We start from the raw sequence: 17,541 nt of genomic DNA on the forward strand, positions 1-17,541 counted from the left end.
TTAGATTCGGGTATGACGATATTATATTAAAATATTTTCACATCAAGGAGTTGGAAACATGGCATTTTGGCTAAAGCGATATAAAATGATTTTTTTATTTTTCGTCCTATTATTAATCGTTGGTATTTATACATTCTTTAATATACCTCAGCGTGATTTTCCAGAAACACCAGTCAATCAAATAACAATTTCAACACCCTCTCCTGGAGCATCTCCAGTAGAAGTTGAACAAAATATAACAACCTTGATTGAGAGTGAAGTCAGTCAATTGGATGGGGTTGATTCTTATCAATCAACATCTACTCGTGGATTTTCAAATATAGTGTTGTCCTTAGAGGATAGCACGAATGAAGCTGAGCTTGTCGCTGACCTGAATCAACAAATTAGCTCTCTAGACTTACCAGATTATGCATTAGAGACGAATGTTGAAGCTGTTAATTTAGAAACACCAAGCCAATCTTATTATTTCACAGCTTCTGAACGCGATCAGTTATATGATTTACAAGATACACAACAAGAATGGCAAGATCGTTTAACATCCATTTCTGGTGTAGCTTCAGTTGAGTTTAATGGCCTAGAAGAAGAACAAATGGTTATAGATTTAGACCCTGAAGCTTTGCAAGAGAATCAAATTCAATTCCAAAATGTCTTAACAGCATTAGAAGAAGAATGGCAACCAACACCAATGGGTCAAATTCAGACGGAAGATGGATATGAAACTTTGACGATTGATCACTATGAATCAATCAATGAAATCAGTAACACAACCATCCCTTCACAAAACGGTTCGGTTCCACTAAGTGACTTAGCTACAATTGGTCTAGAACCTGTTGAGCAACCAGACTATGTCACTTATCAGGGTGAGGCAGCTATTAATCTAACCGTTTATTTAGAAAGTGGTGAAGATATACCGTCAGTTAGTGATCGAGTTGATAATGAGGTTCAAAACCTGGCTTCCAATTTACCTGAAAATATTAACTTCCATCATTATTTCGATCAGTCTTCATTTATTTCTAATATTTTCGATGACTTATTTTTATCATTAGCAATCGCTGTGATTGCTGTCATTTTAACAACGACATTAGGCTTAACCTGGATTGGGTCGTTCGTTGTTGCAATAGCTATTCCAAGCTCACTTATACTCGGGCTGATTCCCTTACCATTCTTAGATGTAACATTAAATCAAATATCTGTCATCGGAGCGATCATTGCGCTCGGGATTTTAGTTGATGACTCCATTGTACTAAACGATAATATCGAGAGACGTTTTCGACTTGGTGATGACCCATTAAAAGGAACCTTTATGGGAATCAAAGAAGTTCGCAACTCAATCTTAACGTCAACATTAGCGATTGTGTTCACCTTTTCACCATTAATCTTCTTATCAGGTGCAAATGGAGCTTTTATTCGAGCATTACCTAGTGTATTAATCGCGACCATTATCGCTTCAACGATTGTAGCACTAACATTAGTACCAGCCATTCGGTACGTGCAGTATAAACACAAACGTAAAACCATCAAAGCTAATCCAGGTCTACTCGGAAATTGGTTAAATAAAAGTGGGAAATGGTATGCCCATAAGTTAGTTAAACGATTGATTCGTGTTCCTAAACGGACAGCTGCATTAGGGTTAGTTTTAACAACAGGTCTTTTTGCATTAGTCGTATGGACACCTTTTGAATTCTTTCCTGCTGCGGACCGTGAAGAAGTGACAATTGACGTATCACTTAACAACGGTCTAACGAAAGAAGACACGTACGAAACCTTGCAACAAATTGAATCAGACTTAACTCAAAGCAATGAACCCATTAAGGATGTTAGTCTATTCACAAGTGGCAGTGCCCCTCAATTATTTACGCAAGGTCAAGGAAATACAGGTGAAGAAACTGGCCGATTGTATGTCCGAATCGACACTTCAGAAACGAACGCTGAAGCTTTTAAAGAAGAATGGGAACCTGAGTTACGTAGTGACTATGAGGATGCTACAATTTTTATTGAGACAATTGAACAAGGACCGCCTTCAGGTGCACCTTTAACCGTAACGATTGAAGGAAATAATCTAGACGAGATGATCAACCTAAGAGATCAGTATAATGAACGGTTAAGAGAAGAAGGTGCTAATCTTGTCGTTGATAATATTGGAAACTTAACAGATCAAACGGTCTATCAACCGAACCGCGAATTATTGAGCGACTATCAAATTTCAATTGAAAGTATCAATCAACAGTTAGCATTAAGAACGACAGGCAACCCTTCTACGACTATTAATGATGGTCTCGAACAGTACGATGTCCAACTTTACCTTGATCGATTACAAGACGATGAAACGCTTGACTTAGAAGAAATTGTTATTCCAGTAAATTCAAACTCTGGTCCACCTGTAGTACCTGCATCTGAACTAATCGAAGCAGAATCAGAAGAAGTCATTCCAACCATCTATCATAAAGATGGTGATCGTACAATAACAATTAGAGCGTATGCTGATGACACGACTCCTATTAAAGAAGCTATCCAACCAGATATAGATGAATTCAATCAATCACATGAAGAGCTTTCGTTATCAACTGGAGCTGAAACAGATAATCAGGATAGCTTCTTCACAGAAATTATTGTTATTTTCTCGATTGTAATTTTATTAGTCTATTTATTAATTGCCTTTCAATTCAATTCATTATCTATGCCGTTCTTAATTTTGATTTCGGTGTATCTAGCTATAGCTGGGGCAATCTTAGGATTATTCGTTACGCAAACTCCGATCAGCTTCTTAGCAGTTACGGGTATGGTTTCGTTAACTGGTATCGTTGTCAGAAATTCATTAGTTCTTGTTGATTTCATTGAACAATCAATTGCTTCGAATGAAACAATGAGTAAAGCAGTGATTAACGCTGCAGAAGCAAGATTTAAACCAATTATTTTAACAACGATTACCTCAATTGTAGCCTTAACACCAGTCGCATTAGGTGGCGATGCATTATTCAAGCCACTCGCCATAACCATTATTGCGGGGATTATATTCTCAACTGTATTAACCTTAATCCTAGTCCCAGTGTTATATATCATCTTTAATAAAAGACGTCACAAGACATCATAATTAAAAAAGGATTGCTGGAATTTCCAGCAATCCTTTTTATATATCACTCTTTTTAAATGACCTTTTTAAAATTAAATATTGCTCAATCTCATTAAGCAACAAATATAGATTAGCACGGTCTTCAAATGTTTGGCGGTCATGTGGTAATGGTTCATCATTAAATTGTTGACGTATCCTCCTTAGTGAATCTAAATATTTAACAGCCGTATTCCCTGGATGTACATGTGTTGCAAGATCTTCAAACAATTGACCAATATAATGGTATTCCTCTTGTGAAGCGTCGATTCGACTAATTAGAGGTAACATACGTTCTAAAATATCGAATTGTTTCTCCCTCATGTGAAAATAATGATAAAACGGATGATGACGACGTAATAAATGATTTTCGACGTCTCGGGAGGCTAGTTGATTTGCTTCTTCTAATAATTGCGCCGTTTCTGTAATTTCTTGGCCTGACCAGTGATAATCACCAGTCTTTAAATAATTAGCAATTTCTTGAAGGATAACCGCGAAATTATCTTCTAACTGATTACGAATTTTTACTAGCTCTGAATCAAGACTTGGCATATACATATTCAATAATAAGGCTACACCTAAACCAATTGAGATAAGAATGATTTCATTAGCGACTAGTGCAAGAGTCAATTGCCCAGCCCCATAGATATGCAACATAATAACAGAACTCGTAACAACACCCTCCGTTATTTGCAGTCGGACGGTAATAGGGATAAAAAGTATTAATACCACCCCAAAAACAATGGGATTATATCCGATCAATTCGAAAAGCAATCCTGATACCAAAATCGCTATTAAACAGGCATAGAAGCGATACCAAGCACTTTGAAGCGAACGTTGACGAGTAACTTGAATACATAAAATTGTTAAAATCGCAGCACTAATGGCATTTTCCAGCTGCAAAGCATTTGCTAGCACGATTGAAATCGGTGCACCAATCGCTGTTTTGCTTGTTCTAGACCCGATTTTAAACATTCTCATGCCTCTTTCTAAAATATATTTCTTCTTCTATCATATATGTCTTATTCAAGATTATAAAGCAAAAATAAAAAGGTGGCTATTAACCACCTTCTTATTGTTATTAGTATTCTTCACAATGTTGATCAAAGATCGTTTGTAACTGCTGAACGACTTCCATTGGTGTTGAGCTTTCAATTTCATGACGTTCAACCATTGTTACAATTTTACCATCTTTCATTAACGCGAATGATGGTGAAGAAGGAGCATAGCCTTCAAAATAACTTCTTGCTTTCTCTGTTGCATCACGATCTTGTCCAGCAAAAACTGTCACAAGATGATCAGGTCTATAATCATAATGAATAGCACTTGATGCAGCTGGGCGGGCAACACCACCAGCACAACCACAAATTGAGTTAACAGCAACTAATGTTGTTCCTTCACGTGATAATGCCTGATCAACGTCCTCAGGTGTTTTCAATTCTTCATAACCCGCGTCAGCAATTTCTGAACGTGCTTGATCGACGAAATCTTGCATATATAAATTAAAATCCATAATATACGCCTCCCCTATCTTTAAAACTCTAACTATATAGTATCAACAAATGGAAGTCGTTTCAAATTGTTTAACTTCAAAATTTTTAATCTACAAAAAAGAAACACATCTTATCTTAAGATGTGTTTAAATAGCAATAATTAATAAATAGATGTATTCTCTTCTGTCATATTTTCGAGTATTTCTTTCACACGTTGTAAGAACTGACCACAGATCAGACCATCTAATACTCTGTGATCCAGTGATAAGCATAAATTAACCATATCACGTGCACCGAACATGCCATCCATGTAAACAGGTCGCTTAACAATTGATTCTACTTGTAAAATAGCTGCTTGTGGGTGATTAATGACGCCCATTGACTGCACGGAACCAAATGAGCCTGTATTATTAACTGTAAATGTACCACCTGACATATCTTCATTCGTTAATTTACCATCACGTGCTTTCACTGCTAATTCTACAATATCTTTTGCAATGCCTTTCACACTTTTATCATCAGCATTCTTAATAACAGGGACAAATAATTGATTATCACTAGCTACTGCAATCGATAAATTAATATCTTTTTTCTGAATAATTTTATCGTCTGCCCACATACTGTTAAGCTCTGGGAATTCTTTTAATGCCTGGGCAACAGCCTTAACAAAGAAGGCAAAATACGTTAAAGAATAGCCTTCTTTCTGTTTAAACTCTGATTTCTTCTGCTCACGTAATTGAACTAGATTGGTCACGTCGACTTCAACCATCATCCAAGCATGTGGAATCTCAGTTGTTGATTTAACCATATTTTGAGCAATCGCTTTACGAACACCTGAGACGGGAACTTCGACATCTCCAGTTTGAGCACTTGGTGCAGGTTCTTTACTTGGCTGGCTTGGTTTTGAGACTGGTTGGTCTGCATCGCTTGTCGTTGGTGCTGGCTCTTGTTTAGTCTGAGGCATTTCACCTGATTCAACAATAGCTTCAATATCTTTACGCGTAATGCGGCCACCTTTACCTGAACCTGACACTTGATTTAGATCAATGTCATGTTCTTGAGCCATTTTAAGTACGGCTGGTGAATATCGTTTCTTCATAGATTGATCAGATTGTGACGATTCTGTCTGCATTTCTTCTTGTTCTGACTCGGAATCATCTTTAGAACTTGAAGATGATTGTGATCCCGCACCTTCCACTTCTATATAAGCAATCAATCCACCAACTTCAATGGTGTCGCCTTCACTTGCAACAAGTTCAGTGATTTTACCTGTAAAAGATGAAGGCACTTCTGCGTTTACTTTATCAGTCATGACTTCAGCAATAGGATCATATTTATTGACGTGATCGCCAGCACTCACTAACCAAGAACTAATCGTTCCTTCTGTTACACTTTCGCCTAACTGAGGCATCTCTACCTTTTCGACGGACATGAATGACTACCTCCTCTATTTTGCGGACTCAACTTAAAATTCAGCCAGTTCACGCATAGCATTTTCTAATTTATCTGGATTAAGCATGAAATACTTCTCCATTGTCGGTGCATAAGGCATCGACGGAACATCTGGTCCTGCTAATCGTTGAACAGGTGAATCTAAATCAAATAGACAGTTTTCTGAAATGATTGCTGATACTTCACTCATAATACTGCCTTCTTTATTGTCTTCAGTAACCAATAATACCTTACCTGTCTTTTTCGCTGCCTCAATAATAGATTCTTGATCTAATGGGTAAACTGTACGTAAATCTAATATGTGTGAAGAAATACCGTCTTCTTCTAGTTTTTCAGCAGCTTCTAATGCAAAATGAACACCTAAGCCATAGGTGATGACTGTAATATCATCGCCTTCTTTTTTTACATCAGCTTTTCCGATCGGTAATTCATAATCATCTTCTGGAACTTCACCTTTGATCAAACGATAAGCGCGTTTATGTTCAAAGAATAAGACAGGGTCATCATCTCGAATAGCTGCTTTAAGTAATCCTTTAACATCATGTGGTGTAGAAGGCATGACAATTTTAAGACCTGGTTGATTGGCAAACACAGCTTCAACAGATTGTGAATGATATAAAGCACCGTGTACACCTCCACCATAAGGAGCACGAATCACCATTGGGCAATTCCAATCATTGTTTGAACGATAACGTATACGAGATGCTTCTGAAATGATTTGGTTAACGGCTGGCATAATAAAATCAGCGAATTGCATTTCTGCAACAGGACGTTTACCATACATCGCCGCACCAATACCTACACCAGCAATGGCGGACTCCGTTAAAGGTGTGTCCATCACACGCGATTCACCAAATTGATCATATAGTCCCTCTGTTGCTTTGAAAACGCCACCTTTTTTACCGACGTCTTCACCAAGTACAAATACGGAGTCATCACGTTCCATTTCATCTTTTAAAGCACTAGTCACTGCTTGGATATAAGACATAACTGCCATGACTATTCCCCTCCTTTTTCTGCGTAAACATACTTCAATGCATCTTCAGGTTCAGCATAAGGAGCATTTTCAGCTGCTTCTGTTGCTTCATTAATTTCATCATCAATCTCTTTATTTAATGCCTGTTCTTTTTCTTCTGTTAGAACGCCAACATCACGTAAATATTGAGAAAACGAAATTAAACTGTCTTTTTGTTTCATTTCTTCCAATTCTTCTTCAGTACGATAAGCTTTATCATTATCATCACTCGAGTGAGCAGTCAGACGTTCAGTCATTGCTTCAATTAGCGTTGGTCCTTCTCCATTTAAAGCACGATCATGAGCATCTTTAACAACACGATAAACTTCTAATGGGTCATTTCCATCAACTTGATACCCTGGCATACCATAAGCTACACCGCGGTCAGCTACGGATTCACTTGAAATCTGACGTTCAAGCGGAACAGAAATGGCATATTTATTATTTTCAACCATCGTAATGACAGGTAGTTTATGGACACCAGCAAAGTTTAGGCCTTCATGGAAATCCCCTTGGTTTGAAGAGCCCTCACCCAATGTTACTAGAGAAGCAATGTTTTCTCCGTCCATTTTAGCTGCTAAGGCTACACCTACTGCATGCGGCAATTGTGTAGTAACAGGTGACGAACCTGTTAAAATACGATTTTTCTTCTGACCAAAGTGTCCTGGCATTTGACGGCCACCTGAGTTCGGGTCGTCTGCTTTAGCAAAAGCAGCTAAGAAAACCTCACGTGTCGTCATTCCAAACGCCAATACTACACCTAAGTCACGGTAATACGGAGCTACATAATCTTTGTCCAAATTCAATGCATAGCTTGCCCCGATTTGTGCAGCCTCTTGTCCTTGACATGAAATCACGAATGGTATTTTACCTGCACGGTTTAATAACCACATTCGTTCATCAATTTTTCGTGCTAACAGCATCGTACGATACATTTCAAGCACTTGTTCGTCAGATAAGCCCATATCACTATGACGATTCTCAACTTGACTCATAGAACAACCTCCTTATTATTAACCATGAATTTGTTTCCCATCAACAGCTAAAGCCGCTTCACCGATTACTTCTGATAAAGTAGGGTGAGGGTGAATCGTTTCACCGATCTCCCAAGCCGTAGCATCTAATACCATCGCAAGACCAGCTTCCGAAATCATATCTGTTACATGTGGGCCAATCATATGCACACCAAGAAGATCATCATTTTTTGCATTCGTGATAATCTTCGTAAATCCTTCTTTTTCACCATGAACCAATGATTTCCCAACGGCTTGAAATGGAAACTTGCCTACTTTAATCTCATAACCTTGATTTTTCGCAGCTTGTTCTGTTAACCCGACACTAGCCATTTCAGGATGCGAATAAATACAAGAAGCCACTTGATTATAATTGATTGGCTCTGGATTTTCATTAGCCATATGTTCGACCGCTAAAATCCCTTCATGTGATGCCACATGTGCTAGTTGCATACCACCAATGACATCACCAATCGCATAAATATGGGATTCTTTCGTTTGTCCAAATTTATTGACTTTGATTGCGCCATTATCAACCTGAATATCTGTATTTTCTAATCCGATATTATCGACAATAGGTGCTCGACCAACTGATACCAGTAAGCGATCAGCCTCAAAGCTTTGTTCCTCACCATTTATATCAGCTTTTATAGAAACACCATCTTGTTTTTCTAACGTTTCTGGCTTCACTTTAGCTCCAGTAATAATTTCAATACCCTTTTGCTTTAAGGCCTTCTCTGCTTCTGTAACGACATCTTGGTCTTCAGTTGGTAAAATCTGATCCAGATATTCAATGACTTTCACATTCACACCAAAATCAGCCAACATCGAAGCCCATTCGATACCAATCACACCACCACCGACAATGATCATTGATTCTGGTAATGACTCCATTTGTAAAGCTTCATCAGATGTCATGATCGATTCACCGTCAACTTCTAATCCCGGTAAAGTCTTAGGTTTAGAACCTGTTGCCACAATGACATTTTTCGGAATGATCATATCATTTTCCTCTCCATTATTCATCTCAACCGAGATTGTACCAGCTGTTGGAGAAAAGATACTTGGGCCTAAAATACGACCGTGACCTTCAATCACATCAACTTTTCCTTTTTTCATTAAACCTTTGACACCTTGATGTAATTGATCAACAATTTGCTGTTTACGTTCTTGAACTTTAATGAAATTCAAAGATGTATTTTCAGTTTCTACACCGTAAGTGTCAGCCTGTTTGGTTTGTTGATAGACTTCTGCACTTCTTAACAAAGCTTTTGACGGAATACAGCCTCTATGTAAACAGGTTCCGCCTAATTCGCCCTTTTCTACAATTGCAACACTTAAGCCGAGCTGACTTGCTCTAATGGCTGCAACATAACCGCCTGTTCCGCCACCTAAAATGACGAGATCATATTCTTTAGCCATAGCCTAACCTCTCCCTTCAAAGACAGTTTACTGATATATTTTGGCTTCTTCATCACCATCTAAAACGCGTTGTGCCCCTTCAGCAAGAGCTGTAAGTTCATTCTCACCTGGGTACACACGAACATCTGCAATCCAACTGACTTGTTCTGTAATCCAATTGACAAGTAGGTCGCTATGAGCCAGCCCACCTGTTAGTACAATAGCGTTTATATCACCTTTAAGAACAGGACTAATCCGACCTATTTCCTTAGCGATCTGATAGGCCATAGCTTCATATACTTCTTTAACCTTCTCATCACCATTGTCTATTGATTCTTCTACTTGTCTTGCATCATTCGTTCCTAAATGAGCAACTAAACCTCCATGACCCACCAGCAATTTATGTAGCGACTGATGAGTATACTGATTAGAAAAACACAAGTCAATGAGTTGACCTGCTGGTAAAGTTCCAGCACGTTCTGGTGAGAAAGGGCCTTCTCCATTCAACCCATTATTAACATCTATGACTTTTCCTTTATGGTGTGCACCGACTGTGATTCCACCGCCCATATGACATACGATAAGATTCACGTCTTCATATGATTGGTTGATTTCATGGGCAGCTTTTCTAGCGACAGCTTTTTGATTAAGGGCATGAAAAATACTTTTGCGAGGAATTTCAGGAACACCAGAATATCTCGCTATATCAGATAATTCATCCACCACAACTGGATCAACAATATACGCTGGAATATTGACATTATTCGCAATCTCAAATGCTAGCATAGCTCCTAAATTAGATGCATGTTCACCATTTTCAGCTTTTTTCAAATCATCGATCATGTTCTGATCTACTAAATACGTCCCGCCTTCAATTGGCTTTAATAAACCACCACGACCACACACAGCGTCTAATTTAGATATATTAAACCCTTCATAATCCAATACATTTAAGATAACATTTTTACGAAATAAATATTGATCTGATACTGAATCAAATGCATTAAGTTCATCAGTTTGATGCCGAATTGACTTTTCAAATAGCTGGTAGTCTTGTTCAAATACAGCAATCTTAGTTGAAGTCGAACCTGGATTTATGACTAATATTCGATTTTGCATCGTTCAACTTCCTCCTATTTTATTGACGACGTGAAATAATGTTATGTTCATTTTGTAGGAATGTACTACGAGACTTTCGAACACTTTCAATACGTTCCTCTGCCATACGGTCTGCCGCTGCATGCGTTGAAATGTTATCGCGTTTTGAAATCTCGAAAATTTTCGTTAAACTATCATAAATTGTTTCAATTTGCTTATAAGCACGTTCCTGATTATATCCGTTTAACTCATCTGCTACATTAATAACGCCACCAGAGTTAATCACATAGTCTGGCGCATAAACAATGCCTAATTCATGAAGCTTGTCACCATGACGCTCTTCTGCTAATTGATTATTGGCTGAACCAGCAATAGCTTTCGCCTTCAATTGAGGAATTGTATCATCATTAATGGTTGCACCTAAAGCACATGGAGCATAAATATCACAGTCAACTGAGTAAATATCATCTGGAGCTACTGCCTGAGCACCAAAATCATTTACGGCACGATCAATAGATTCTTGGTTAATATCCGTGACAATTAACTTAGCACCTTCTTCATGCAAATGCTTGCACATATGATAAGCAACATTTCCAACACCTTGAACAGCTATTGTCTTACCTTCTAATGAATCTGTTCCAAAAGCTTCCTTCGCTGCCGCTTTCATACCACGATACATACCGTATGCTGTTGCTGGTGATGGATTACCTGAAGAACCGAACTCTGGTGAAATGCCTGTTACATAATCGGTTTCCATGTAAATATGATCCATATCATGTTCTGTTGTACCTACATCTTCTGCAGTAATATAACGACCATTTAATCCTTGGATATAACGTCCAAATGCACGGAACATCTCAGAATTTTTGTCTACTTTAGGGTCGCCGATAATAACAGTTTTGCCACCACCAAGATTTAAGCCTGCAGCAGCATTTTTATATGTCATACCTTTAGCTAGACGTAGTGCGTCAATGACTGCTTCTTCTTCTGAATCATAAGTCCACATTCTTGTTCCACCTAATGCAGGTCCTAAAGTTGTGTCATGTAAAGCTATAATTGCTTTAAGTCCTGAATTTTTATCTTGGCAAAAGATCACCTGTTCATAATCGTATTCTTCCATGTAAGTAAATAATTCCATGATTAATCCTCCTAAAAATTAAGATGACGTTAACGCAAAGGCTAACGAGTAAATTTTACTATCTGCTGTATCTGCCCGTGAAGTCAAAACAATTGGAGCTTTAGCTCCACTTATAATACCAGCAACCTTAGCATTAGCAAAATAAGTGAATGATTTATATAACGTATTCCCCACTTCAATATAAGGACATACGAGAATATCTGCTTGACCAGCGACCTCAGACTCGATTCGCTTCTCTTCTTTAGCTTCAGGTGAGATGGCATTATCAAAACCTAACGGACCATCAACTGTACAACCTGTTATCTGGCCTCGTTTTTGCATTTGAGATAAAACAGCTGCATCTACTGAAGCCTGCATTTGTGGGTTAACTATTTCTACAGCTGCAATTGGCGCAACTTTAGGATTAGTAAATCCAATTCGATTCGCTACATCAGCAGCATTTTGTATAATTTGTGCTTTTTCTTCTAGATCAGGTGCAATATTCATACCTGCATCTGTTAAAAATAACATCCGTTGACGTTCAGGCATCTCAAATAATGCAACATGAGAAAGAACCCGCCCATTACGTAATCCTGAGTTTTTATTTAACACTGCTTTTAGTACAATTTTAGTTGCAACATCCCCTTTCATCAGCACATCCGATCGCTCCTCAGAGACTGACATCACCGCTTTTTCTACTGCATTTTCAACAGAGGTTGCGTGGTGTAAGGTGATTCTTTCCTGTTGAAGATCTAAATCAATCATCTCTGCAGCTTCTTGGATTTTTCCCATATCACCAAACAATTTAAACTTCGCTAAATCTTGTTCAACACCTTCCTTAATTGCTTTTAACGTTTCAATATTAGTTGCCTCAGCAACAGCTACTGTTTTCTTCTCTTGCATTTGACATAAGTCATCAACAAGTTGATCTAAGTTCATATTTTAATCACCTTCATGTTGTCCTATTTCGATATTCAGCCTTGAACATGTTTGCCTAAATTATGTTTTTCCATCTTGTAATAAAGGTTACGAATCGAAATATTTAATTGTTTGGCTGTTTTCGATTTAATATAATTATTCTTTTCTAATGTTTCTAAAATCATTTGTTTTTCAAATTCATCTAATGCATCTTGTAATGAAATGCTTTCTTGATAATCAGGTTCCTGAAAAAGATCTAATTCATGAAATGTTTGTTTTCGCAATTGTGGTAAATGACGTTCAACAATATTTGTTTCAGTTGGTCCCATACTAATGATCGCTCTACCTATGATGTTCTCTAATTCACGAACATTTCCAGGAAAGTCATACGAGCTCAATTTTTCCAAAGCTTCGGGTTTTATTGAATCAACATAACGACCATACTCTGCATTGAGTTTAATAATAAAATGGTCAATAAGAGGTTTTAGGTCCTCTTTCCTTTCTCTTAGCGGAGCAATCATGATTGGTAATCGATTTAAACGATAAAACAGATCTTCTCTGAATTCTTTTTCCATCATCGCCCGTTCCAAATTGACATTTGTCGCTGCAATAATTCGAACATCTACTGGTAATGGATCTTGACTATTAACACGAACCACCTGTTGATTTTCTAAGACATATAAAATCCGAGCCTGTAGATGAAGCGACAAATCTCCTATTTCGTCTAAGAACAACGAGCCATTATGCGCCTCTTCGATCAATCCCCTCTGTTGTTCAGGAGGTCCATACGCATTACCGAATAAAGATTTTTCTAGCGAGTCCTCGTCCATTGCAGCACAATTCACACGGATAAATTTATAATGTTTGCGATTACTTTCATTATGAATCGCATGCGCCATTAATTCCTTACCCGTACCTGATTCCCCACGTAATAAAATAGTTACTGGATTCTTCGCACCTACTTTTGCTTGTTCTAAGGTCAATGCCATCTCAGTTGAGTGAGCAATTATATCATCAAATGTATATTTTGCCTCTAGATTACGGATAATTTGTCTTGCTTTTTTCAATTCCGAGGTAAGCGACTCTATCTCTGATAAGTCATGGATAATCGCCACACTACCTTTCAAAACACCGTCCACTAAAATAGGAGCGGCATTCACTAAGACATCTCGTTTGGATGGGCCAACTTTCATTCTAGCCCCGCGAACAGGTCGACGTGTTTTTAGAACCTGCATATGCATGCTTTCGCCTTCTGAGATATCTGTTGTCGCAGGCTTACCTATGACCTCATTTTCTTTTAATCCGGTTATGTTAGTATAAGCAGGATTAATCAGTATACCAACACCATTTTCATCCACTACAGATATAGCTTCTTCACTGGATTGAATAATCGCTTCTAACATGTTTTGAATGTTTTTTAAATCTGTAATTTCTTCAGCTAATTCTACAACTTCAGTAATATCCTTAAATACGGCAAAAGCACCAAGGAGTTCGCCACTATTCGTAATCAATGGAATTCGTGTTGTAATAATTTGTTTACCATTATGTAAGCGAAGAGATTGATTTAATTCTTTTTGTTTCGTTTTCATTACTTTCGGTAAATGAGAATCCGGAATAATCGTTTGTATCGTTTTTTCCAACATATCTTCTTTATTTAAATTCAAAACATTCTCAGCAGCTTCATTTACATAGGTTACTGTTTGGTCTAATCCAATTACAATCATTCCATCATGAATTGAATCAAGTAACAAATTGCGAGAATCAGTTTCATTTTTCAATTCATTAAATAATTCTTCACGCTCATTTAATAAGTTATAAATAATATGAGCAACCGTTCCTGGAATAAGCACTGATTGTTTCGGCTTATGTTGTTTGAGGTCTTCAAACACATCCTCTTTCCCAGTTGTTTCTACAATGATATCAATCGGTTCGGTTAATGCATCCAAATAAGATTGAAAAGTTTTAATTTCCTTTTGTTCTGCTAATAAAATCCCAGAAGCTTTTGTATCAATATCTGCAACAGCTTGCACATTGATCATATCTATTTGTTCAAATAAACGAATAAGTGCCGTTCCGCCTTGACCAGCACCGACTATTAACACATTTTGCATACTACGACACCTACATTTGCAATTTTTTGCACACTTCCATCATATTGAAAGCGCTTTAAATATGCAAGTATTTTTCATTTTTTTTATGGATAAATTTTGATATACTACTAGAAGTGAATGAAGGGGAGACTACAATGCGTTCAATTGCCTTATTTATAATCATTATTCCAGGAGTTATTGCAGCTTACGGTATGATTTTAATGCGAGATGCTTTTTTCGGGCAAGTTGCTGCAATATTTTTCAATAATGTTTTTCTACAATTTATTGGCGGTTTGATATTGTTTATTGGAGGACTCGGCTTTATTGGTGGCTTTATTGTATACCGAGATAAAAAACGAGGTAAGCGATCATAAAAAAAGGGGCTCGAAAATTTCGAGCCCCTTTTTTTTATTTAAGCTAAGATTCTAAGAAAAATTCACGATATAATGATCGAACAGCTTGGTCTACTTTGTTTTCATCAATACCGAACATCATCGACACTTCAGACGACCCTTGGTTAATCATATTAATTCTCACATCTGCATCAGCAAACGCTTTCGTTGCTTTAGAAGCCACATGCAATCGTTCACTCATACCTTCACCGACTAACATAATCATCGCTAAACCATGAATGACATCAACTGTATCAGCATTAAGTTCATTTTTAATTCGGTTTTTTAATCGTTCTTCCTTGTCACCTTTAATATGATCACGTCTTATTATGACCGACATATCATCAATTCCAGAAGGTGCATGCTCAAAAGATATATCCATATCTGCCAGGATCCCTAATAAGCGCTGGCCAAAGCCAATTTCACGGTTCATTAAGTATTTCCGTACATATATAGAAGAAAATCCTTCATCACTTGCAATACCAACGACTTGCTGGCTAAGGTCTTCTTTACTTGCTACAATCATTGTTCCTTCAGCATCAGGATCATGCGTGCTCTTAATACAGACCGGTATATTTTTCTGGAAAGCTGGAATTAATGCTTCATCATGAAAAACTGTAAAGCCTGCGTATGACAATTCACGCATTTCTTTATAAGTTAGTGTATGAATTTCTTGTGGTTGATTAACAATTTTAGGATTCACACAATAAACTGAACTTACATCTGTGAAATTTTCATATAAATCTGCTTGTACTCCTGCAGCAACGATTGAACCTGTAATATCTGATCCACCGCGTGGGAATGTGGTTAAAACACCCGTTTCTGTATACCCAAAGAATCCAGGAATCACAACAACGCCATCACGTTCAGTTAATTTATGGATTTCATCATAACTTTTTTCTAAAATCTGTGCGCCTCCTGGCTCAGGATTAACGATGATTCCTGCGTCTTTTGGATTGACATAAGTTGCTTGTGTGCCACGTTTATTAAGATAAGCACTCAGTATACGAGCTAAAGAATCTTCACCCATCGCTTTTAAACCATCTGTTAAATGCGTTGTGTTCGTTGTTTCGCGTAATAAACGACGTGATTCATTTTCAATTCGCGCAACTATATCATCTGATAAACCTAATTGATCGGTAATGGCCTGAAAACGTTGGGAGATTTTGAATAATGTTACTTCATAATCTTGACCACTGTTAAATTGTTCTCCAAGTTGAATGAACAGGTCTGTCACTTTTTCATCTTCATCATAACGTTTACCAGGTGCGGATACGACGATAAATTTTCTGTCGGGATCTGATTCAATAATTGAAGCGACTTGTTCAAGCATTGCATGATCCGCTACTGAACTTCCACCAAACTTTGCTACTTTCACTATAATCACCACTATTTTGAATTGTTTTATAACGAACAGTGATTATTTTAACATATCCGTCACAAAAGAAAAGGGTGTTAGCCAATCAATAGCCAACACCCTTGTATATAAACCCCTTTATCCCACTTTATGCTCTAATCGTAATTTATCAGCAATCATTGCGATAAATTCTGAGTTAGTAGGTTTTGCTTTAGACATACTTACCGTGTAGCCAAAAATAGCGGAAAGCGAATCAATATTGCCTCGATTCCAAGCAACTTCAATAGCATGACGAATCGCTCTTTCTACTCGAGATGCTGTTGTATTATATTTCTTTGCAATATCTGGATAAAGTACTTTCGTGATGGATCCAAGTAATTCAATATCATGATAAACCATACCAATAGCTTCTCGTAGGTATAGGTAACCTTTAATATGAGCTGGGACACCAACTTCATGAATAATTGATGTAATATTAGATTCTAAATCGATTGGTTTTGCCTTTGGCTCACTTGTCACTTGTTTTAAAGGTGAGTAAGGTTTTGATCCAGCTACATTAACAACTTGATCTTTTAACATATCTAAGTCAAATGGCTTCAGCATATAGTATGTAGCCCCTAACTCCACAGCTTTCTTCGTTACCGACTCATGACCAAATGCTGTTAACATAATAACTTTTGGGGGTTTGTTAAGTGCTAAAGATCGTAATTGCTCCATAACTGCCAACCCATCCATATGCGGCATAATGATGTCTAAAATAAGCACATCAGGTTCTTGTTCCTTAATAACATCAAGACACTCATTTCCATTAAAAGCGGTTCCAACTACTTCTGTTTCTGCTCCCTCTCTAAAATGCTCCTCAAGCATGTGTACGAGTTCGCGATTATCATCCGCGATTGCAACTTTAATTGTCTCCATCGTATTCCCTCCTAAAAATTATCCGTATCGCTCTCATATAAGACTTTCGACAGTTAGCCGTATTTTCCTTTTTAAAAGGTAAAATTTTTTATATTTTTTCATATTTAATAACTTTATATCCAAAAATCGACAATTAATTGATTGATTCGACACAGAAATCAGACTCTAATA

At 37.4% G+C, this 17,541-nt stretch carries 14 protein-coding genes; 2 read left to right on the top strand and 12 right to left on the bottom strand.

Annotation, left to right across the window (positions count from 1 at the left end):
- Positions 1–58 precede the first annotated feature (58 nt).
- The gene (locus J2S77_RS02555) at positions 59–3,091 is read left to right on the top strand and encodes an efflux RND transporter permease subunit (RefSeq protein WP_306974365.1); all 3,033 of its coding nucleotides are present in this window, start codon (positions 59–61) and stop codon (positions 3,089–3,091) included.
- Positions 3,092–3,127: 36 nt separating this feature from the next.
- Here the strand turns inward: J2S77_RS02555 and J2S77_RS02560 are convergent, their stop codons facing one another.
- From J2S77_RS02560 to J2S77_RS02605, 10 genes are all read right to left on the bottom strand, one after another.
- Complete coding sequence (locus J2S77_RS02560; RefSeq protein WP_306974367.1) at positions 3,128–4,081, bottom strand: aromatic acid exporter family protein; 954 nt, start codon at positions 4,079–4,081, stop codon at positions 3,128–3,130.
- 106 nt (positions 4,082–4,187) lie between these two features.
- Positions 4,188–4,619 carry a BrxA/BrxB family bacilliredoxin gene (locus J2S77_RS02565; protein ID WP_306974369.1) on the bottom strand — a complete coding sequence of 144 codons (432 nt, stop codon included), beginning with the start codon at positions 4,617–4,619 and terminating at the stop codon, positions 4,188–4,190.
- Between the two features lie 140 nt (positions 4,620–4,759).
- Complete coding sequence (locus tag J2S77_RS02570; RefSeq protein WP_306974371.1) at positions 4,760–6,031, bottom strand: dihydrolipoamide acetyltransferase family protein; 1,272 nt, start codon at positions 6,029–6,031, stop codon at positions 4,760–4,762.
- Positions 6,032–6,064: 33 nt separating this feature from the next.
- Positions 6,065–7,048, bottom strand: a complete 984-nt coding sequence (locus tag J2S77_RS02575; protein WP_306974373.1) for an alpha-ketoacid dehydrogenase subunit beta — start codon at positions 7,046–7,048, stop codon at positions 6,065–6,067.
- A 2-nt stretch (positions 7,049–7,050) separates the two neighbouring features.
- On the bottom strand, positions 7,051–8,061 hold the full coding sequence (locus J2S77_RS02580; protein ID WP_306974374.1) for a thiamine pyrophosphate-dependent dehydrogenase E1 component subunit alpha: 1,011 nt from the start codon (positions 8,059–8,061) through the stop codon (positions 7,051–7,053).
- Between the two features lie 18 nt (positions 8,062–8,079).
- Complete coding sequence (lpdA, locus tag J2S77_RS02585; protein ID WP_306974376.1) at positions 8,080–9,501, bottom strand: dihydrolipoyl dehydrogenase; 1,422 nt, start codon at positions 9,499–9,501, stop codon at positions 8,080–8,082.
- 27 nt (positions 9,502–9,528) lie between these two features.
- Entirely contained in the window at positions 9,529–10,599 is a 1,071-nt protein-coding gene (buk, locus tag J2S77_RS02590; protein ID WP_306974378.1) for a butyrate kinase, read from the bottom strand.
- 19 nt (positions 10,600–10,618) lie between these two features.
- Complete coding sequence (locus J2S77_RS02595; RefSeq protein ID WP_306974380.1) at positions 10,619–11,716, bottom strand: Leu/Phe/Val dehydrogenase; 1,098 nt, start codon at positions 11,714–11,716, stop codon at positions 10,619–10,621.
- A gap of 18 nt (positions 11,717–11,734) precedes the next feature.
- Positions 11,735–12,634: a phosphate butyryltransferase gene (yqiS, locus tag J2S77_RS02600; protein ID WP_306974381.1), complete on the bottom strand. Its 900-nt coding sequence runs from the start codon at positions 12,632–12,634 to the stop codon at positions 11,735–11,737.
- A 35-nt stretch (positions 12,635–12,669) separates the two neighbouring features.
- Entirely contained in the window at positions 12,670–14,724 is a 2,055-nt protein-coding gene (locus tag J2S77_RS02605) for a sigma 54-interacting transcriptional regulator (protein WP_306974382.1), read from the bottom strand.
- A gap of 134 nt (positions 14,725–14,858) precedes the next feature.
- Here J2S77_RS02605 and J2S77_RS02610 point away from each other — a divergent pair, with 134 nt between their 5' ends.
- Positions 14,859–15,077 carry a DUF2627 family protein gene (locus J2S77_RS02610; RefSeq protein ID WP_306974384.1) on the top strand — a complete coding sequence of 73 codons (219 nt, stop codon included), beginning with the start codon at positions 14,859–14,861 and terminating at the stop codon, positions 15,075–15,077.
- A gap of 43 nt (positions 15,078–15,120) precedes the next feature.
- Here the strand turns inward: J2S77_RS02610 and J2S77_RS02615 are convergent, their stop codons facing one another.
- Positions 15,121–16,473, bottom strand: coding sequence for an aspartate kinase (locus J2S77_RS02615; protein WP_306974386.1), 1,353 nt, complete (start codon positions 16,471–16,473; stop codon positions 15,121–15,123).
- A gap of 117 nt (positions 16,474–16,590) precedes the next feature.
- Positions 16,591–17,370 (bottom strand): sporulation transcription factor Spo0A, encoded by a 780-nt coding sequence (gene spo0A, locus J2S77_RS02620; RefSeq protein WP_306974388.1) that lies wholly within the window; start codon positions 17,368–17,370, stop codon positions 16,591–16,593.
- Between the last annotated feature and the right edge of the window lie 171 nt (positions 17,371–17,541).

Origin of the sequence: Alkalibacillus salilacus, from assembly GCF_030812915.1 — a bacterium.
GTDB lineage: Bacteria > Bacillota > Bacilli > Bacillales > Alkalibacillaceae > Alkalibacillus > Alkalibacillus salilacus.